Below are 19,282 nucleotides of genomic sequence, written 5' to 3'. Positions count from 1 at the left end.
AGTATCCGGGGCGTTTCGCGATTTGGGACGGTGGTTTTGCGCTTAGCCCTTCGCCTCATAGAACCCGACCGAATTGCCATCGGGATCCTTGGCGTAGAAAAACTGCCCGCTTGGCAGTGTGATCGCCTCTGAGACCACCTGTCCTCCGGCCTTCGTCACCCGCGCCATCACCTCCGCCAGCGCGCCTTCGGCGGCCAGATGCAGGGTGGGACCGATGCCATCGGGGGCGGGCGTGCCGGGATAAATACTCAGTGCAACGCCGGTGGCCGGATCCTTGGGGCGAAACACCAGCATCGGGTTCGGCCCGTCAGTGACCAGCTCCAGTTCTGCCCCTGTCACATGCTCATAAAACCGGGTCGCGGCGTCCATGTCGGTTACGGGGAGTTCGCCCCAGACCAGAAAATCCTGCGGAGTATATGCCATCATCTGCGTCCTTTCCTGCTGATGTGGCCCTTTGCTATCCGCTCCTGTGGCCAGAAAATGTCATCAGTGCAGCGGCGGCAGTTGCGGACAGGAATAGCCATCGGTGCTTGACCTCGTGCAGCATCATCGGCACTCCTTTCGAAGACAGACATAAGGAGAGACCATGGCCCTCGATATCGACTTCGTCCGCAGCCAGTTTCCGGCATTTGCAGCAGCGAATTTGCAAGGTCAGGCGTTTTTCGAGAATGCCGGCGGCTCCTATACCTGTCAGCCGGTGATCAACCGGCTCACCCGGTTTTATACCGAACGCAAGGTACAGCCCTATGCGCCTTATGAGGCCTCGACACTGGCCGGCGCCGAGATGGACGAGGCGCGCCACCGGATCGCGGGTATTCTCGGGGTCGACCGCGATGAGCTGAGCTTTGGTCCCTCTACCACCCAGAATACCTATGTGCTGGCGCAGGCTTTTCGTGACTTTCTGTCTCCGGGGGAGGCGATTATCGTCACCAATCAGGACCATGAGGCCAACAGTGGCCCGTGGCGGCGTCTGGCCGATGCGGGGATTGAGGTCCGCGAATGGCAGATCGACCCTCAGACCGGCCATCTGGATCCAGGCGATCTGGAAAATCTGCTGGATGAAAAGGTCCGCCTGGTTTGTTTCCCCCATTGCTCCAACGTGGTTGGGGAACTGAACCCGGTCACCGAGATCACCGCACTCGCCCATGCGGCAGGGGCCTTTGTCTGTGTCGATGGGGTTTCTTATGCGCCCCATGGCCTGCCCAATGTCGGTGAGCTGGGGCCCGACATCTATCTGTTCTCCGCCTATAAAACCTACGGGCCTCATCAGGGGCTAATGGTGATCCGCCGCGCGCTCGGGGAGCTGCTGCCCAATCAGGGTCATTTCTTCAATGGTGATACGCTTTACAAACGTTTCACCCCCGCAGGCCCTGACCATGCGCAGGTCGCCGCCTGTGCCGGGATGGCGGATTATATCGCGACCCTCGCCCATCACCACGGCGGCCCGCTGACCGAAGGCGCCGCGCAGGGCGCCTTTGTCCATGATCTGATGCGCGCCCATGAGGTGGAGCTGCTGCAACCGCTGCTGGACATGGTAAAGGATCGCAATGACCTGCGCCTGATCGGCCCCTCGGATGCGACCCGACGCGCGCCCACCGTAGCACTGGAGCTGAACCGCCCCGGCGAGGCGGTCGCGGCAGAGCTGGCAGAGTACGGCATCATGGCGGGGGGAGGCGATTTCTACGCCCTGCGCGCGCTCAACGCGATGGGCGTGTCGACCAGCGACGGGGTGCTGCGGCTCAGTTTTACGCATTACACCTCGAAAAAGGAGATGACACAGCTGATGGAGGCCCTAGATCGCGTCTTGAGCAAGTGACGAGATCCAAAGGACAGGCCCTTCATGACCGACGAGAAACCGAGCAACGCCCCGATCATCTGGTGGGTGCGGCGCGACCTGCGTCTTGCTGATAACCCGGCGCTGGCGGCGGCTGTCGCTGCGGATGTTCCGGTTATCCCTGTCTTTATCCTTGATACGCTGGATGAGGATCTGGGTGCCGCGCCAAGGTTCCGACTGGGGCTGGGGCTGGCGCATCTGGCCAAGGAGCTGGAGCGGCGTGGCGCGCAGCTGATCCTGCGCCGCGGACCTGCGCAGGAGGTGCTGACGCAGCTGATCACGGACACCGGTGCGGGCGCAGTTCACTGGACCCGCGCCTACGATCCGCAGGCCATCGCGCGCGACACTGCCATCAAGGATCAGTTGAAACAGCAGGGGATTGCGGCCAAATCCTTTGGTGGTCATCTCCTGTTTGAACCCTGGACAGTCGAGACCAAGACCGGCGGCATGTACCGGGTCTATTCGCCCTATTGGAAGGCAGTGCGCGACCGTCATGTTGACGGGCTGATCGCCGCCCCCTCACGGATCACGGCGCCGGAGCACTGGCCGGCCTCTGATGATCTGGACAACTGGCAGATGGCTGCCGCGATGCGCCGTGGCGCAGATGTGGTGGCGCAATACTGCCGCGTCGGTGAAGATGCAGCGCAGGAGCGGCTGGCAGAGTTCCTCGACAGCCGCGTCGCCGACTACAAACAGGATCGCGATTTTCCCGCCATGGATGCCACCTCGGGCCTGTCTGAAAACCTCGCTTGGGGGGAGATCAGTCCGCGCCGCATGTGGCACCATGGGCTGGAGGCGCGCCGCGCAGGAAAATCCGGCGCTGAACATTTCCTCAAGGAAATTGTCTGGCGCGAATTTGCCTATCACCTGATGTTCCACACACCCCACATCCTGACCCGCAACTGGCGGCCGGAGTGGGAGCATTTCAACTGGTCGGAGCGTGACGACGACAAGGTCGAGGCATGGCGACGCGGTCAGACGGGGTATAATTTCGTCGATGCCGCCATGCGCGAACTCTATGTGACCGGCAAGATGCACAACCGCGCCCGGATGATCGTGGCCAGCTTTCTGACCAAACATATGCTCACCCATTGGCGCATTGGCCAGCAGTGGTTTGAGGAGTGCCTGGTGGACTGGGATCCGGCCTCCAACGCCATGGGCTGGCAATGGGTGGCAGGCTCCGGCCCCGATGCCTCGCCGTTCTTTCGGATTTTCAACCCCGATGGTCAGCTGGAGAAATTCGACGCCAAGGGCCATTACCAATCCGCCTGGATCGCCGAAGGACAGCCCAATCCGCCGCAGACCGCGCTGGATTTCTACCGCGCCACACCCCTGTCGTGGGAACTGTCCCCGCAGGACAAACGTGCTGAGCCGTTCCTTGATCTGAAGGAGGGCCGCGCCCGCGCGCTGGAGGTCTACGGCCAGCGGGAACTGCCCGACGACTGACAGATCCCTTGCCAGAAGCGCCTGATTTGGCCTAGCCTTTTGGGCGGGCACGTCTTGGGGAGGAGATAATGGCGCTCACAACGACCGACGGACAGGCCGATCTGCCGCGCTACTTCGCAGCAATTTTTGACCAGTTGCAGGCCCTGGAGGTCGGGCAGCTGGACATCCACCTGCCAGACGGGCGGGTGTTTCGCGTCAGTGGCCAAAGGCCCGGTCCGGTGGCGGATCTGCGCATCCACAATCCTGATTGCTTTGCCCGGCTGATCCGCGAGGGCGATCTGGGATTTTCCGACGCCTATCTTGATGGCTGGTGGAGCACATCGGATTTGCAGGCCTTCATGGATCTGATCCATCTTGGGTCTGAAACCGTCTACGATGGCTTTCCGGGGCGCGGGCTGATCCGCGCCTATGAGCAGTTCCGTTTTTGGCTGCAACGCAACCACCGCGCGCAGGCCAAGGCGAATATTTCTTACCACTATGACCTCGGCAATGCTTTCTACGGGTTGTGGCTGGACGACACGATGACCTATTCCAGTGCGCTGTTCAAAACCGGACAGGAAAGTCTCGAGGCCGCGCAAACCGCCAAATACGCCTCCATGGTGGATCAGATGGGAGTGCAGCCCGGCGATCACGTGCTGGAGGTCGGCTGCGGCTGGGGCGGCTTTGCCGAATATGCCGCCCGCGAACGGGGCTTGCGGGTGACCAGCCTCACCATCAGCGCAGAGCAGTTGAAATACGCCCGTGAGCGCATTGAAAAGGCAGGGCTTTCTGATCAGGTCGAGCTCAGGATGCAGGACTACCGCGACTGCAAGGGCACCTTCGACGGCATCGCCTCAATCGAGATGTTCGAGGCAGTGGGCGAAAAATACTGGCCCGCCTATTTCAACATGATCCACGATCGGCTGCGCCCCGGCGGGCAGGCGACCTTACAAATTATCACCGTCGCGGACCGGCGCTGGACTGTCTACAAGCGCGGCGTCGATTTCATCCAGAAACATATCTTTCCGGGCGGGATGCTGCCCGCGCCAAAGATCCTGCGGCAACAGGTGGAACTTGCCGGGCTTCAGGTCATGAAATCGCTCGAATTCGGTGATAGCTACGATCAGACGTTGCGGCGCTGGCACGCCACATTCAACAACCGCTGGGACGAGATTGCCGCCATGGGATTTGATGATCGCTTCAGGAAAATGTGGAATTTCTACCTCACCTCCTGTGCCGCCGCGTTCAAGGCTGAAACCTGTGACGTCACCCAGATCACGCTTGCTCACCGCTGACCGAAAGCCCCGATCATGCCCACCGCTGCCCGATTGATTGCCGCCCTCAGCATGGCTCTTGTTGCCATCGCCGTCTCCTTCCTGATCATGCCGCTGATGCCAGAGGGTACGGATTTTGGCTATTTCGTGCCGCTCAATGCTGCCCTTGGCGTGCTGATCGGTTGGGTTTGGGTGGGGCGCCATGTGGGGCGCGGGGTGGTCAATGCCATCAACAACGGCCTGACCGGTGCCGCGCTTCTGGTGCTGTGGGGGCTGTTCTTTCAGGGCGCATGGGAGATGTTCCGCCTTGCCATGCGCAATCGCTACGACGGCCCGTTTGAGGCGCTTTCGGCTATTTTTGTCATCGGATTGGATTTCTTTTTTGTGATGGCGGTGCCACATGTGTTGCTGGCGCTGGTGATTGGCGGCATCTTCTCGGGCCTGGTGACCGAGAACGCCGCAAGACGTTGGCGCTGAAACGACATATTTCCAACAGGATACAGACCGTGGTTGATCTTTTCGTCTATGGCACGCTGCGCCATCTGCCGTTGCTTGAACTGGTGTTGGGGCGGTCGGGTGCCGCGCTGGATGCCACACCGGCGCATCTGCCGGATCACGGTGCCTTTGCGGTGGTGGACCAGCCCTTTCCCGCGATTGAGGCCCGCGCCGGGCATCGCGCACCGGGGCTCTTGTTGCGGGGCCTCACGCAGGAAGATATCGACGCGCTGAATTTCTATGAAGGTGGGTTCGACTATACGCTGCGCCGCGTCACGGTGGAGCTGGAGGCAGGCGGCACCGCCCCGGCGGATGTCTACTTTCCGGACCCCGGTCTCTGGCAAACCGGCGCGCCATGGGATCTGGCCGCTTGGCAGGCTGACTGGGGCGCCTTGTCCCTGCGCGCCGCAGAGGAGGTCATGGCCTACCGTGGCCGACTGACACCGGCTGAGGTCGCAGCCCGCTTTCGCCCGATCCGTATTCGCGCCGCCGCGTGGGTGGCGGCGCAGAACCGGCCCGAGGATCCCGATCACGATCTGACCCGCGATGTCGTCGTGCATGAGCATAAGCGCGCTTATGTGAATTTCTTCGCCATGGAAGAGATGGACCTGCAATTCCGCCGCTACGACGGCAGCCTCAGCCCGGTGGTGAACCGGGGCGCGGCGCTGGTGGGGCAGGCGGCGGTGGTCCTGCCTTATGACCCTCGCCGCGATGCGGTGCTGCTGATCGAACAGTTTCGCGCGGCCACCTATATCGCAGGCAACCGCCGCCCGTGGATGTGGGAGCCGGTGGCGGGGCTGATCGATCCCGGAGAGACGCCCGAACAGGCGGCCCACCGCGAGGCGATGGAGGAGGCCGGTCTCACCATCGACCAGCTCGAAACCGTAACACGGGTCTATCCGTCCAGCGGCGCGTCGGGCGAGTTTTTGCACATCTTCGTCGGTGTTTGCGACTTTGAAAACATTGCAGGCGGCGGCGGGCTGGAGAGCGAGAATGAGGATATTCGCAGCCAGATCATCCCCTATAATGATCTGATGCGCGGTGTTGATGATCACAGTTATCAGGACATGCCGCTGGTCACCGCCGCACTCTGGCTGTCACGTCATCGTGAACGGCTGCGGCAAGGCGAACCGGACTAAGGTGGCAGCCAACCTGGCATGTGATCTGCATCTCGGCTTGTGGTTGTCCAATGCCTTGGCTACACCTCAACGGGAATGATCGAAAGGGATACCATGCGCATTGCACATGACTTGGCCGACGCGATCGGCCACACGCCTCTGATCCGCCTGAACCGCGTCAGCGATGAAACCGGATGTGAGATTCTGGGGAAGGCCGAGTTCATGAACCCCGGCCAGTCGGTCAAGGACCGCGCGGCACTTTATATCATCAAGGATGCGATTGCCCGTGGGGATCTGAAACCGGGCGGCACCATTGTCGAAGGCACCGCCGGCAACACCGGGATCGGTCTGGCGCTGGTTGGCGCTTCGATGGGGTTCAAGACGGTGATCGTCATCCCCGAAACCCAGTCCGAAGAGAAAAAGGACATGTTGCGGCTGGCTGGCGCTCAGCTGGTGCAGGTGCCCGCAGCGCCCTATCGCAATCCCAACAACTTCGTGCGCTATTCGGAACGTCTGGCCAAGGAGCTGGCCAAGACCGAACCCAATGGCGCGATCTGGGCCAATCAGTTCGACAATGTGGCCAACCGTCAGGCCCATGTTGAGACAACAGCACCGGAGATCTGGGAACAGACCGAGGGCAAGGTTGACGGCTTCGTCTGCGCTGTCGGCTCTGGCGGTACACTGGCCGGTGTTGCCGATGCGCTCCAGCCCAAGGGCGTGAAGATCGGTCTCGCCGACCCGATGGGCGCCGCGCTTTATTCTTATTACACCACCGGTGAGATCGCGACCGAAGGCGGCTCCATCGCCGAAGGCATCGGGCAGGTGCGTATCACCAAGAACCTCGGAGGGTTCAAACCTGATTTCTGCTATCAGATTCAGGACCGGGACGCGCTGCCGTATGTCTTCGATCTGCTGCACGAAGAAGGTCTGGTTCTGGGCGGGTCTTCGGCGATCAATATCGCTGGTGCCGTGCGTATGGCCAAAGAAATGGGACCGGGCAAAACCATTGTCACCGTGCTCTGTGACTATGGCACCCGCTACCAGTCAAAGCTGTTTAACCCCGACTTCCTGCGTGAAAAAGACCTGCCGGTCCCGGACTGGATGACCCACACACCGGCCTCTATCCCCGGCGTGTTCGAGGACGTATGATCCCCTTCATGCGTGGTTTTATGAGATGTCTGGCCGGGCTGGTTCTTCTGATCAGCCTGGCCTTTCCCGCTTTGGCGCAGCTCGATGCGCGTGCAAAATCCTATTATCAAGATTGGCTCCGAACCGCCAATCGGGCTGAGAATGTCATCGACGCCAGCCGCGCGTCCAATATCGCGCTGGAACAGTTGCGTAGCGAACTGACTGATTTCCGGCAGACCTTTCAGGTCAAGCGGGGTGAAAATGGCGAGCGTATTCAAACCCTCCAGGGCCAGCTCGATGCGTTAGGTGCAGCCCCTGGTGAGGGCGAGGAAGAACCGGAAGATATCGCCCAGCTGCGTGCGGCCCTGACCCAGCAGCTCAATCAGCTCAAGGTTCCGCGTATCGTCGCAGAGGAGGCCTATAGCCGTGCTGATGGTCTCATCAATGAGATTGACAAGATTGTCCGTGAGCGCCTGACCAAACGTTTGTTCGAACGTGGCACTTCACCGCTCAATCCGGAGTACTGGCCTAGTGCGATGCGGGATCTGGTCCACGCCAGTCGCGCGCTTGGCAACGAAACCTTATCGCAGTTGCGCAATGACACCACCAGCGAACGTATCAGCGGTGATCTTGTTGGGCTGATTGCCGTATTGCTCATTGGTTTGCTGCTGATCACGCGCGGCCGGTCATGGGCTCACCGGGCTGGCGATTATCTGCGCCGCTACGGCGCGCGTGGGACCGGGGTCTGGACCTTCGTGGTCTCGCTTCTGCAGGTGCTTCTGCCACTGATCGGTGTGATCTTTGTCGTGGCAGCAGTTGATCTTTCAGGCATTCTTGGCGTGCGTGGCAGTATCATTCTGGATTCCGTTCCTGCCTGGGCTTTTATTATTCTCTCCTTTCACTGGCTGGGCGAGCAGCTCTATGCCAACCAGATCGAAAACGATTTGCTGCCGGTGCAGGAGGGCAACCAGGCTGAGACCCGTTTCCTGATCGATATGATGGCGGTGGTCCTGGTGCTTCAGGACATCTTCGACAGTGTTGAGCAGATTGAGAACATCCCCGAGAGCAGCTCCGCCGTATACGCCTTCCCGCTGATCAGTTGTGCCGCGCTTATCCTGCTGCGCCTGCATCGGATCGGTGCCAAACAGCGTCAGGCACAGAGCGACGAAGACGGCGATGAAGGCGCGATTGCCGCCGGTGCGAACAAGATTATCGCGGTGGTGCGACGCAGCATTTATCTGCTTGGTTTTGCTGGTCCGGTGCTGGCTGCCATCGGCTATCTCAATGCGGCCGAGTCGGTGATTTACCCGTCGATGCTGACGCTGGCGGTGCTGGCTGGGCTGTTTGTATTGCACCGGTTCCTCAGCGATCTCTATGGGTTTGTCAGCGGCAAGGGCATGGCCGCGCGCGACTCGCTCTTTGCTGCGCTGATCGGCTTTGCATTGGCACTATTGGCGCTGCCGTTGCTGGCGCTGATCTGGGGCGCGCGGGTCGCCGACCTGACAGAACTCTGGTCAAACTTCCTCGAAGGTTTCCAGGTCGGGGATACCCGGATTTCACCCACCGCATTCATCACCTTTGTGGCGATTTTTGCCGTGGGCTACGGTCTCACCCGGTTGGTGCAGGGCAGCTTGCGCAATGCGCTTCTGCCGAAGACACGCATTGATGTAGGTGGTCAGAACGCTATTGCCTCGGGGATGGGCTATGTCGGGATCTTCCTGGCGGCGCTGGTGGCGATCTCGATGGCGGGACTGGACCTGTCCTCCCTCGCCATCGTCGCTGGCGCACTCTCTGTGGGGATCGGCTTTGGTCTGCAAACCATCGTGTCGAACTTCGTCTCCGGTATTATCCTCCTCGTCGAACGCCCGGTGTCCAAAGGTGACTGGATCGAGGTCGGCGGCCTGATGGGCTATGTGCGCGATATCTCCGTGCGCTCCACCCGGATTGAGACCTTCGATCGCACCGATGTGATCGTGCCGAACTCCGATCTGATCACCGGCACCGTCACCAACTACACCCGCGGCAATACGGTTGGTCGGGTGATTGTGCCCGTGGGGGTGGCCTACGGCACCGACCCGCGCAAGGTCGAGGAAATCCTGATGGAGGTCGCCAAGGCGCATCCGATGGTGCTGATGAACCCGGCGCCCTCGGTGGTGTTCCAGGGCTTTGGCGCTGATAGTCTCGACTTTGAGATCCGTGCCATCCTGCGGGATGTGAACTGGGTCTTGTCGGTGAAATCCGACATGAACTACGACATTGCCCGCCGCTTTGAGGAGGCCGGGATCGAGATCCCCTTCGCCCAGCGCGATATCTGGATCCGCAATCCCGATGCGCTTGCCACCGCCGCAACCGAGGCCGCGCAGGGTGTCGCGGCCCCTGAGGCCCCGGTGACAGCCTCAAATCCCCCCCCATCCCCGGCCAGGAAACGCCCGGATCGTCCTGATCTTGATGATCTGTCCAGCGACGACGACGGGGAAGGCAGCGAAGACGGAGACGGAGACGCCGATCGATGACCGAACAATTGTTCCTGACCGACGCCTATGCACAAGAGGCCCCGGCAGAAATCACCGAACACACAACAGAAGGCGGGCTGGTTCTGAACCAGTCCGTCTTTTACGCAACTGGGGGCGGGCAACCGGGCGATACCGGCCGCCTCAGCTGGTCGGATGGGGCAGGGGAGCACGACCTGCCCATCATCAACACGGTGAAGGGGGAGGCGGGCCGCATTGTCCTGATCCCCGCCGAGGGGCAACCTCTGCCAGCTGTTGGTCAAGAGGTGGTGCAGACCCTCGACTGGGACCGCCGCTTTGGCCATATGCGCGTCCACACCGCGCTGCATCTTCTGTCGGTGGTGATCCCGCTGCCGGTCTCCGGCGGCTCCATCGGTGCCGAGAAGGGCCGACTTGATTTCAACATGCCGGAGGCGCCTGAGGACAAGCAAGCGCTGGAAGATGCCCTCAATGCGCTGATCGCCCGCGACCTTGAGGTCAGCGAGCGTTGGATCACCGAGGCGGAGCTGGATGCAAACCCCGAATTGGTGAAAACCATGTCGGTGGCGCCGCCTAGGGGCAATGGTCGCATCCGTCTGGTGAGGATTGGCAGCGCTGATGAGCAGATTGACCTGCAACCCTGCGGTGGGACCCATGTGCGCAGCACCGCCGAGATTGGGCCTATCCGCCTTGGAAAGGTTGAAAAAAAGGGAAAACAGAACCGCCGCGTCTACCTGCATTTGGGGGGCTGAACGGGGCGCGAAAATAAGTTTGGGCAAGAGTGAGTTTTTTGCTGTTTTCGCTCTTGCAATTGCCCCCGTGATCCGTCAAAAGTCCGCCCAACGGAGAGGTGGCCGAGTGGTCGAAGGCGCACGCCTGGAAAGTGTGTAGGCGGGAGACCGTCTCCAGGGTTCGAATCCCTGTCTCTCCGCCATAACATCTAGACCAAGATGATTTTGTGACAGCCGCCACCGCATGTGGTGGCTTTTTGCGTTTTCACCGTTGATCTGCGATCCGTCATGCCGCCGGTAAAATCGTGATGGCCGATACCTGCGCAATAAAATGATAGACGTATATCAAAAAATGATATACGTCTATCAAAAGTCACGGGAGCAGAGGGGCCGCAAGGATGGGAAAACCCACATTACATGATGTCGCGGCTGCGGCGGGGGTCAGCTACGCGACGGCGGACCGAGTGCTGAACAACCGGGGCGGGGTTGCCAAGAAATCTCAGGACCGGGTGCGCTCGGCGATCGCTGATCTGGGCTACCAGCGCGATATCACCGCTGCCAATCTGTCACGCCGTCGCCAGTACCGCTTTGCCGTTCTGCTGCCTGCCGCCAGCGAAGGTTTCTTTGCCCGGTTGCACGGTGATCTGGAGCAGGAGGTGGCTGCCCGCTCCCGGAGCCGCCAGCAGATCGCGATCACTCGCGTGCCGCCCTTCGATGCGGCAGCGCTGACCCGCGCCATCGAAAGCTGCGCCGCAGAAGGCTACGACGGGATTTGCCTCGTCGCGGTTGAGGATCCGGGCGTTGAAGCCGCCCTGACCCGATTGCGGGCGCAGGGGGTTGCCGTGGTGACATTGGTTGCCGACAGCGCCTCACAGGCTCGCGATGCCTATGTGGGCATTGATAACCGCAGTGCCGGGCGCACGGCTGGGGATCTTATGAGGCTGGCCCATCGCGGCGGTGGTGCAGCCTCTCTGGGACAGATCCTGCCCATCACCGGCAGTCTCAATGCCCGTGACCATGCCGACCGCTACGCGGGCTTTTGCGATGTGGTTTCAGCGGATCTGCACATCCTGCCGCGGCTGGAAACCGGTGACGACCCGGAGATCCTCGAACAGGCCTTGCGCCGCGCCCTGCGCGCCAATCCCGATATCACCGGCATCTACAATCTGGGGGCGGGTATTCCGGGGCTGATTTCTGCGCTTGCGACGACACAACCGGGCGACAAGCCGGTGGTGATCAGCCACGAACTCTGCGCGGCCACCCGCGATGCGGTGGCAAACGGCCTCATTGATGCGGTGATTGATCAGAAACCGGCGCAGGAAATCACCGCCGCCCTTGCCGCCCTTGTCGCCCTCAGTGACGGGCAGCCTGTTGATCCACTGGCGGGGCAAATCACCCCGGCCGTTCATTTCAAACACAACATGCCCCCGCAGTCTGCGGTCGGGCCAGAAGAGGGGGCCTGACCATGGCTGGCTATTTCGACGACATTGCGGCAATTACCTACAACCCGGAGAGCGACGGGCTGGCCTACCGCCACTACAACCCCGATGAGATCGTCATGGGCAAGCGGATGGAGGATCACCTGCGCTTTGCTGTTTGCTACTGGCACAACTTCGTCTGGGAGGGGAACGACCCCTTTGGCGGCCAGACGTTTCAGCGCCCGTGGTTCCCCGCCGACACGATGGATCTGGCGCGTATGAAGGCCGATGCCGCCTTTGACATGTTCCGCATCCTTGGCGTGCCGTATTACTGTTTCCATGACCACGATATCCGGCCAGAGGGCGACAGTCTCGCCGAGAGCCACAAACGCCTCAACACCATGGGCGACGTGCTGGAACAGAAGATGGCCGATGGCGGCCCGAAACTCCTGTGGGGGACGGCAAATATGTTCTCCAATCGCCGCTATATGTCCGGCGCCAGCACCAACCCGGACCCGGATGTCTTTGCCTATTGCGCCTCCACCGTGCGGGCTTGCATGGATCTGACCCATCGTCTGAACGGTGAGAATTACGTGCTCTGGGGCGGGCGCGAGGGTTATGAAACCCTGCTTAACACCGATCTGTCGCGGGAGCTGGAGCAGATGGGCCGTTTCCTGTCGATGGTGGTCGAGTATAAACATAAAATCGGCTTCAAAGGCGCGATCCTGATTGAACCCAAACCGCAGGAGCCGACCAAACACCAATATGACTACGACGTGGCCACAGTTTACGGCTTCCTCAAACGCTTTGGTCTTGAGGATGAGGTGAAGGTCAACATCGAACAGGGCCATGCGATCCTGGCCGGTCACAGCTTTGAACATGAGATTGCCATGGCCAATGCGCTGGGGATCTTTGGCTCCATCGACATGAACCGCAACGACTATCAGTCTGGCTGGGACACGGATCAGTTCCCCAACAATGTGCCGGAGGTGGCGCTGGCCTATTACGAAATCCTGCGCGGTGGCGGGCTGAAGACGGGTGGCACCAACTTTGACGCCAAGCTGCGCCGTCAGTCACTGGATGCCGAGGATCTGATTGCCGCCCATGTTGGGGCGATGGATGTCTGTGCGCGCGGCCTGCGCGCTGCTGCCGCCATGCTGGAGAGCGACAGCCTGGAGATGAAGCGCCGCGAACGCTATGCCGGTTGGAGCGGCGCCGAGGCGCAGGCCTATCTGGCTGAGGGGGCCACGCTCGACGCCATCGCCGATCAGGCTGAAGCCAAGGCGCTCAATCCGCAGCCGGTCTCTGGCCGACAGGAACAGCTGGAGGCGCTGGTCAACCGCTTCGTCTGAGGCAGCAGAGCGGGCAGTACCTAACGGGAGAGGGGACAGATATGTATCTTGGTATCGATCTTGGCACATCGGGGCTGCGCGCCCTGCTGACGGATGACACGGGAACGCCCGTTGCATCGGCAGAGGCGCAGTATGATGTGCAGACCCCGCATCCCGGTTGGTCGGAGCAGGATCCCGGCACCTGGATCGCCGCGCTGGATCAGGCGGTGGCACAGTTGCAGGGCAGCCCCGGATACAGCGATATTCGCGGCATCGCGGTTGCGGGTCATATGCATGGTGCGGTGTTGCTGGATGGCGCCGATCAGGTGCTGCGGCCTTGCATCCTGTGGAACGATACCCGTTCGGCGGAGGAGGCCGCAGAACTGGACGAAACAGCTCAGGTCCGTGACCTCAGCGGCAATATCGTCTTCCCCGGTTTCACCGCGCCAAAGCTCCTGTGGGTGCAGCGTCATGAGCCGGATATTTTTGCCAGAACCGCCAAGGTTCTTCTGCCTGCGGCCTACCTGAACCTGCATCTCACGGGGCGATATGTGGCGGATATGTCAGATAGCGCGGGGACGTCCTGGCTGGATGTGGGCGCGCGGGACTGGTCCGAACATCTGCTCAGCAGCGGACAGATGCGGCGCGATCAGATGCCAAATCTGGTGGAGGGCAGTGTCGCAGCGGGGCGCTTGCGTCCTGAACTGGCGGCTCGCTGGGGGCTGACCGGACCTGTCACGATTGCAGGGGGCGCAGGTGATAACGCGGCTGCCGCCTGCGGCACGGGGGTGATGGCAGAGGGGCAGGGGTTTGTCTCGCTTGGCACTTCCGGCGTGGTGCTGGCGGCGCGCAATGGGTTTCACCCGGACCCTGCAACGGCTGTGCATACCTTCTGCCATGCGATCCCAGAGCGTTGGTATCAGATGGGTGTTATGCTGTCGGCGACCGATTGCATGAACTGGCTGGGCCGTATCACCGGGCGTAGCCCTGCCGATCTGACCGCCGACCTTGGCGATCAGCTGCGCCAACCGGGCGAGGTGACCTTCCTGCCGTATCTGTCAGGGGAGCGAACGCCGCATAATTCAGCGACCCTGCGCGGCGGGTTTGACGGGCTGTCCATCGCCACCACGGCTGAGGATTTGGCCATAGCGGTGATGGAAGGTGTTTCATACGGGTTGCGGGACTGTCTTGAGGCATTGCGCGAGACCGGTGCGAAAATCAACAACTGTCTGGTCATCGGTGGGGGGAGCAAATCCGCCTATTGGGTGAAACTGCTGGCCACCATATTGGATCTGCCGCTGCAATTGCCCAAGGATGGTGAATTTGGCGCGGCCCTTGGCGCGGCCCGACTGGCGCGACTGGCCGTCACCGGCGGGGACCCGGCCGAGGTGTTGACCGCACCGGAGCGTGCGATGACCGTCCCGCCTGATCCGCAGCTGCGCGACAGCTATGAGGCAGGCTATGCAGCGTTTCGCAAATCCGCGGCGGAGTTGACCTTGCGGTAGCTTAGCGGGCTGACCGAACCGCCTGGATCGTAGCGAATCGCACCCGTTGGTGCGCTTCACGATAAGTTGCCTTAAATTTTCCATATTGTTGCGCGTCGCGGGACAACCTGTGGCCCAAACTGACGGGCTGTGCAAAACCTGTGCCGCGATCTGTTGGACCTGCTGCTGTTTAATTGTTCGCATTGATGCAACAAAGAGCGGGTGTTCATCAGCTTGCTTGGCCAATTTCGACCGGATCCGGACAAACTCAAGGTTTAACTTGGAAACAATCGTGCCCTTGCACGCATGAGGTCTCTGCGTGCCCCGTGCTGGGCAGATCGGCGACCGGATGCTGATTAAGATTTTGTTCTTTTTTGGGCAGAGGGCTCTGCGTAGGATGCTTTCAATGCTGCCACAGAATGAGTGGCACTCTCTTCCACGCTGTGCCGATAGGCACGGCCCTTTAAATACACCAAAGCAGGCTGATGGCCGGTTGCACGAAGTTTGCGACCGGGGTGGTGCCGCTTTGGAACGGAGACTGCAACGTGCCCTGCTTGACGCCCGGAACAACCATTGCTACCCCTTATGGGGCCTGCGCCGTCGAGGATCTGAGCGTCGGGGACCGGGTGATGACCCGCGACAATGGTCTGCAGCCTATTCGTTGGATTGGTCAGCGGCAGCTGGACCGCACCGCCTTGCAAGGGGCGGCGCATTTGCAGCCGGTTCTGGTTGCTGAGGGGGCGCTTGGCAATGGGATGCCGGAGCGGGATCTGCTGCTTAGCCCTAACCACCGCGTGCTGATCACCAATGACAAGACAGCGTTCTATTTTGAGGATCGCGAAATTCTGGTCGCAGCGAAACATCTGACCGGGCTGTCCGGGGTGGATGCGGTGGAGACGTCGTCTATCGATTACATCCATTTTGTCTGCGCGGGCCATGAGGTGGTTTGTGCTGACGGGGCGTGGATCGAGTGCTTTCAGCCGGCCGATCAATCTCAGCGTGGGTTGGACCGGGCCCAGCGGGAAGAGGTGCTGATGCTGTTTCCCGAGTTGCAGGCGCAGCCATCAATGCCCAGCCCGACACCCCACTCACAGCGCGACCGCAAGGGCGGGGTGCAGTGGTTTATCCACTGAGGCTGACCCTCTCTTACCCTGCCGGAGTTGATTTCTGGGCTTGGCGCCAGGCGGCCCAGGCCTCTGGGGTGTCCAGATCGGTGAGTGCATGGGACGCGGGCAAGGGGACTGGGCAGATGACTTCCCCCTGATGCTGCGCCGCCTTTAGGATTGCGCGCGCGCCCTGATCGCCGGTCAATTGGCTGAGTGCGGTGAAGTATCGGCGCGGGAACACCACCGGATGACCAAATGTCCCGTCGGCGCCGGTGGCGCGCAGGATCTGATCCGGGGAGGTCCTGATCCGCGCCAGCACTTGCATGAGGTCTTTAGCTGTCAGTTCCGGCATGTCGGCGGGCATGATCATCACCGCATCATAATCCCGAGAGAGCGCGCCGACGCCCGCGCGGATGGAGGCGGCCATGCCCTCAGCGGCGTCTGGCACATAGACAGGTGTGGCGTCCTTGCAGTGGTCGCGGAGCACCTCGGCGCGGGGGTGGTCGGGGCTTGGCAGGGTGACATGGACCTCTTGCCCGGTGCTGATCGCGGCGGCGCAGATCTGGGCCAGAAGAGGTCTGCCGTTGATCTGTTCCAGCAGCTTGTCGCGCCCGCGCATGCGTCTGGCAGCCCCGGCGGCGAGGATGAGAATGGCGATGGCGGTCATATCTGTCGCCTCCCCGGCGTTTGCCCAAGCTGTTGGATGCCTCCGGCGGGGATATTTTGAGCCAGAAGAGGGGGCGGGTCCAGCAAAAGCGGTGGCAAAAGGTCAGAGAGGCTGACGGGATGTTTCGCGTGCGAAACATTGGGGCCGATATATGCCCTAAGTGTTGCGTGATATCAGTGGATCAGCGCGCGCCGGGCGCGCAACAGGGGGTGAGGTGGGTCAGCTCATCTGACCCACCTATGGGCGTTAGCCGCGCATCCGTGCACCGTCGGAGTCAAACAGCGGCGTGGTGATCAGCCGTGCGGCGCGCATTTTTCCGAGGATTTCGATCTCCACCTCCAGCCCGTCCTGCGCAAGATCGCGGGGGATCAGGGCGAGGGCGATGGATTTCTGCGCGTGATGGGAATAGCCGCCGGAGGCGCAGAATCCGACCACGGCGCCCGCGTGCCAGATGGGTTCATAGGCGACCACATCGGCGTCCTCTGCCGCGACCTCAAAGGCGCAGAGCGTGCGGGCGGGGCCTGCGTCGCGCTCGGCCTCGGCTGCGGCGCGGCCGATGAAATCGACGTCTTTCTTGAAGGAAATGAAGCGATCAAGGCCGGTTTCGGCGGCGGTGTAATCTGGTGAAAATTCGCTGAGCCAGGAGCCGAAGAATTTATCCAGCCGCAGCGACATCATCGCCCGCATACCGAAGGGCTTCATGCCGTACGCTTGGCCCGCAGACCAAAGGCTGTCCCATAGGGACCGCTGGCTTGGCAGGTCGCAGTAGATTTCATAGCCCAGATCGCCCGTGTAGCTGACGCGCTGCACGATGCAGTCGGCCATGCCCACCGTCAGGCGGCGCACATCCATGAACCGCATGTCGGAGATGTCCTGACGGGTGCAGGTCTGCAGCACCTCCCGCGCCTTGGGGCCTGCGATCTGGAAGCCGTTGCGGGTGTCGGAGATGTTTTCAAGGCTGACGCCGTCGTCCATATTCTGCAGGAACCAGCGCATGTGGTAGGCCTGCGATCCGTAGGAGGCGGTGAGCTGGAATTCATCCTCAGAGAGGCAGGAAATGGTGAAATCCCCGATCAGGCGGCCCTTGGGCGACAGCATCGGGGTCAGCGACAGGCGGCCTGGCTGGGGCACCCGGCCGGCCATGATGCGGTCGAGCCATTGGCGCGCACCCGCACCCTTGACCAGATATTTGCCGAAATTGTGGACCTCATTGATGCCGACGTTTTCGCGCACCGCTTTGACCTCGCGCGCGGTGGCGTCAAAGGCATTGGAGCGGCGGAACGAGGGGGTCTCATAGCGCGGCTCGTCTCCTGTCGCGAAGTAGTTCGGAACCTCAAGCCCATATTGCGCGCCCCAAACGGCCCCCATGCCATCGAAGATGTCATACATCGGCGTGGTTCGGAACGGGCGGGCCGCGGGCAGCTCCTCGTTCGGGTAGGCGATGGAAAAGCGTTTCTGGTAGTTTTCTATGACTTTCGGGCGGGTATAGCCCGGGGTGATCCAATCGCCGAAGCGGGCGGTGTCCATCGCGAAGGTGTCGCGTTCGCATTCGCCCTCGACCATCCACTGCGCAAGCATCAACCCGACGCCGCCGCCCTGGGAGAAGCCGGCCATGACGGCGCAAGCGGACCAGTAGTTGCGCATGCCGGGCACCGGGCCGACCAGCGGGTTGCCATCCGGGGCGAAGGTGAAGGGGCCATGGATCACCGATTTCACACCTGCGCGTTCCAGTGCCGGGAAACGGTTGTAGGCGAAGGCGATGCTGTCCTCGATCTTGTCAAAGTCATCGGGCAGGAGTTCATGGCCGAACTCCCACGGCGTGCCATCGACGGCCCAAGGCTTGCAGGGCTGTTCGTAGAACCCGATGCAGAGGCCGCGCCCCTCTTGCCGCAAGTAGCTTTCGCCAGCCGGGTCCATCACATGCGGGTGCTCACCACCTGCGTCGATGATCTCGGCAATCTCCGGCACCTCATCGGTGACGATATACTGGTGTTCCATCGGGTGCAGGGGGAAGTAGACGCCCGCCATGGCGCCGACCTCGCGCGCCCAGAGGCCGCCTGCGTTGACCACATGTTCGGCGTGCACGGTGCCCTTGTTCGTCACCACATCCCAGGTGCCGTCGGGGCGCTGATTGGTCTCTACCACCTTGCAATGGGTTTCAATCGTGGCGCCGCCCATGCGCGCGGCCTTGGCATAGGCGTGGGTGGTGCCGGAGGGGTCAAGGTGACCGTCGAGCGGGTCATACAGACCGCCGACAATGCCGTCGATATTGGTCACGGGGGCGATCTTCTTGATTTCCTCGGGGGAGACGATTTCGGTTTCCAGCCCCATGAAGCGATGCTTGGCGCGCTCTGCCTTCAGCATATCGAAACGTTCCTGGGTTTCGGCCAGGGTGACGCCGCCGACGTGGTGGAGGCCGCAGGACATGCCGGTGATCTGTTCCAGCTCTTTATATAACTTGATGGTATAGCCCTGAAGGGCGGCCATGTTGGTGTCACCATTGAGGGTATGGAAGCCGCCTGCCGCGTGCCAAGTGGAGCCAGAAGTGAGTTCGGAGCGCTCCAGCAGCATCACATCGGACCAACCCAGCTTGGTCAGGTGATAGAGCACCGAACAGCCCACAACGCCGCCGCCGATCACTGCTACCCGTGTTGTCGTCTTCATCTTTTCATCCCTCACTGGCTATCTCGCTTCATTCTGGACATATGTGTTCAGTAGTCCAGTAAAATTGCGACACGCAGGGTCGGGAATGGGTGCTCTGGCGGTGAATTCGCATTGCGAG

At 61.4% G+C, this 19,282-nt stretch carries 15 protein-coding genes and 1 tRNA gene; 13 read left to right on the top strand and 3 right to left on the bottom strand.

What is annotated here, in order from left to right; all coding sequences use genetic code 11:
• Positions 1-42 precede the first annotated feature (42 nt).
• Complete coding sequence (locus GAL_RS09820) at positions 43-426, bottom strand: VOC family protein (RefSeq protein WP_024097431.1); 384 nt, start codon at positions 424-426, stop codon at positions 43-45.
• 160 nt (positions 427-586) lie between these two features.
• Between GAL_RS09820 and GAL_RS09815 the strand changes: the two genes are divergently transcribed.
• The 13 genes from GAL_RS09815 to GAL_RS09755 all read left to right on the top strand — a co-directional run bounded on the left by GAL_RS09815 (position 587) and on the right by GAL_RS09755 (position 15,860).
• Positions 587-1,816 carry an aminotransferase class V-fold PLP-dependent enzyme gene (locus tag GAL_RS09815; protein ID WP_024097430.1) on the top strand — a complete coding sequence of 410 codons (1,230 nt, stop codon included), beginning with the start codon at positions 587-589 and terminating at the stop codon, positions 1,814-1,816.
• A 24-nt stretch (positions 1,817-1,840) separates the two neighbouring features.
• The gene (locus tag GAL_RS09810; protein ID WP_024097429.1) at positions 1,841-3,280 is read left to right on the top strand and encodes a cryptochrome/photolyase family protein; all 1,440 of its coding nucleotides are present in this window, start codon (positions 1,841-1,843) and stop codon (positions 3,278-3,280) included.
• Positions 3,281-3,348: 68 nt separating this feature from the next.
• Positions 3,349-4,554 carry an SAM-dependent methyltransferase gene (locus GAL_RS09805; RefSeq protein WP_024097428.1) on the top strand — a complete coding sequence of 402 codons (1,206 nt, stop codon included), beginning with the start codon at positions 3,349-3,351 and terminating at the stop codon, positions 4,552-4,554.
• A gap of 15 nt (positions 4,555-4,569) precedes the next feature.
• Positions 4,570-5,010, top strand: a complete 441-nt coding sequence (locus tag GAL_RS09800) for a TrgA family protein (RefSeq protein ID WP_024097427.1) — start codon at positions 4,570-4,572, stop codon at positions 5,008-5,010.
• A gap of 29 nt (positions 5,011-5,039) precedes the next feature.
• Complete coding sequence (locus GAL_RS09795) at positions 5,040-6,167, top strand: NUDIX domain-containing protein (RefSeq protein WP_024097426.1); 1,128 nt, start codon at positions 5,040-5,042, stop codon at positions 6,165-6,167.
• A 93-nt stretch (positions 6,168-6,260) separates the two neighbouring features.
• A complete protein-coding gene (locus GAL_RS09790) occupies positions 6,261-7,295 on the top strand; it encodes a cysteine synthase A (RefSeq protein WP_024097425.1) in 1,035 nt (344 codons plus the stop codon).
• Complete coding sequence (locus GAL_RS09785; protein ID WP_024097424.1) at positions 7,292-9,787, top strand: DUF3772 domain-containing protein; 2,496 nt, start codon at positions 7,292-7,294, stop codon at positions 9,785-9,787. Before GAL_RS09790 ends, GAL_RS09785 begins: the two co-directional genes overlap by 4 nt.
• Positions 9,784-10,515: an alanyl-tRNA editing protein gene (locus tag GAL_RS09780; protein WP_024097423.1), complete on the top strand. Its 732-nt coding sequence runs from the start codon at positions 9,784-9,786 to the stop codon at positions 10,513-10,515. Before GAL_RS09785 ends, GAL_RS09780 begins: the two co-directional genes overlap by 4 nt.
• Positions 10,516-10,607: 92 nt before the next feature.
• Positions 10,608-10,697: transfer RNA gene (locus GAL_RS09775), tRNA-Ser, on the top strand.
• Between the two features lie 195 nt (positions 10,698-10,892).
• Entirely contained in the window at positions 10,893-11,957 is a 1,065-nt protein-coding gene (locus GAL_RS09770) for a LacI family DNA-binding transcriptional regulator (protein ID WP_024097422.1), read from the top strand.
• A gap of 2 nt (positions 11,958-11,959) precedes the next feature.
• On the top strand, positions 11,960-13,264 hold the full coding sequence (xylA, locus tag GAL_RS09765) for a xylose isomerase (RefSeq protein WP_024097421.1): 1,305 nt from the start codon (positions 11,960-11,962) through the stop codon (positions 13,262-13,264).
• A gap of 41 nt (positions 13,265-13,305) precedes the next feature.
• The gene (gene xylB / locus GAL_RS09760) at positions 13,306-14,748 is read left to right on the top strand and encodes a xylulokinase (protein WP_024097420.1); all 1,443 of its coding nucleotides are present in this window, start codon (positions 13,306-13,308) and stop codon (positions 14,746-14,748) included.
• A 524-nt stretch (positions 14,749-15,272) separates the two neighbouring features.
• Positions 15,273-15,860 carry a Hint domain-containing protein gene (locus tag GAL_RS09755; RefSeq protein WP_244462753.1) on the top strand — a complete coding sequence of 196 codons (588 nt, stop codon included), beginning with the start codon at positions 15,273-15,275 and terminating at the stop codon, positions 15,858-15,860.
• A 13-nt stretch (positions 15,861-15,873) separates the two neighbouring features.
• On the opposite strand, the gene GAL_RS09750 is transcribed toward GAL_RS09755, so the two are convergent.
• Positions 15,874-16,500 carry a nucleotidyltransferase family protein gene (locus GAL_RS09750; RefSeq protein WP_024097418.1) on the bottom strand — a complete coding sequence of 209 codons (627 nt, stop codon included), beginning with the start codon at positions 16,498-16,500 and terminating at the stop codon, positions 15,874-15,876.
• 246 nt (positions 16,501-16,746) lie between these two features.
• Positions 16,747-19,164: a GcvT family protein gene (locus tag GAL_RS09745; protein ID WP_024097417.1), complete on the bottom strand. Its 2,418-nt coding sequence runs from the start codon at positions 19,162-19,164 to the stop codon at positions 16,747-16,749.
• Between the last annotated feature and the right edge of the window lie 118 nt (positions 19,165-19,282).

The sequence above is a fragment of the Phaeobacter gallaeciensis DSM 26640 genome (assembly GCF_000511385.1).
Classification (GTDB): domain Bacteria; phylum Pseudomonadota; class Alphaproteobacteria; order Rhodobacterales; family Rhodobacteraceae; genus Phaeobacter; species Phaeobacter gallaeciensis.
The sequence above is the reverse complement of the archived record's forward strand: the minus strand, read 5'-3'. Positions and strand labels throughout refer to the sequence as shown.

What these genes read in the sequence shown, in the direction of transcription:
- GAL_RS09780 (WP_024097423.1), top strand. Translation starts at nt 9,784, where the DNA reads ATGACCGAACAATTGTTCCTGACCGACGCCTATGCACAAGAGGCCCCG.
- GAL_RS09800 (WP_024097427.1), top strand. Translation starts at nt 4,570, where the DNA reads ATGCCCACCGCTGCCCGATTGATTGCCGCCCTCAGCATGGCTCTTGTT.
- GAL_RS09790 (WP_024097425.1), top strand. Translation starts at nt 6,261, where the DNA reads ATGCGCATTGCACATGACTTGGCCGACGCGATCGGCCACACGCCTCTG.
- GAL_RS09745 (WP_024097417.1), bottom strand. Translation starts at nt 19,164, where the DNA reads ATGAAGACGACAACACGGGTAGCAGTGATCGGCGGCGGCGTTGTGGGC.
- GAL_RS09820 (WP_024097431.1), bottom strand. Translation starts at nt 426, where the DNA reads ATGATGGCATATACTCCGCAGGATTTTCTGGTCTGGGGCGAACTCCCC.
- GAL_RS09810 (WP_024097429.1), top strand. Translation starts at nt 1,841, where the DNA reads ATGACCGACGAGAAACCGAGCAACGCCCCGATCATCTGGTGGGTGCGG.
- xylA (WP_024097421.1), top strand. Translation starts at nt 11,960, where the DNA reads ATGGCTGGCTATTTCGACGACATTGCGGCAATTACCTACAACCCGGAG.
- GAL_RS09815 (WP_024097430.1), top strand. Translation starts at nt 587, where the DNA reads ATGGCCCTCGATATCGACTTCGTCCGCAGCCAGTTTCCGGCATTTGCA.
- GAL_RS09785 (WP_024097424.1), top strand. Translation starts at nt 7,292, where the DNA reads ATGATCCCCTTCATGCGTGGTTTTATGAGATGTCTGGCCGGGCTGGTT.
- GAL_RS09805 (WP_024097428.1), top strand. Translation starts at nt 3,349, where the DNA reads ATGGCGCTCACAACGACCGACGGACAGGCCGATCTGCCGCGCTACTTC.
- xylB (WP_024097420.1), top strand. Translation starts at nt 13,306, where the DNA reads ATGTATCTTGGTATCGATCTTGGCACATCGGGGCTGCGCGCCCTGCTG.
- GAL_RS09770 (WP_024097422.1), top strand. Translation starts at nt 10,893, where the DNA reads ATGGGAAAACCCACATTACATGATGTCGCGGCTGCGGCGGGGGTCAGC.
- GAL_RS09750 (WP_024097418.1), bottom strand. Translation starts at nt 16,500, where the DNA reads ATGACCGCCATCGCCATTCTCATCCTCGCCGCCGGGGCTGCCAGACGC.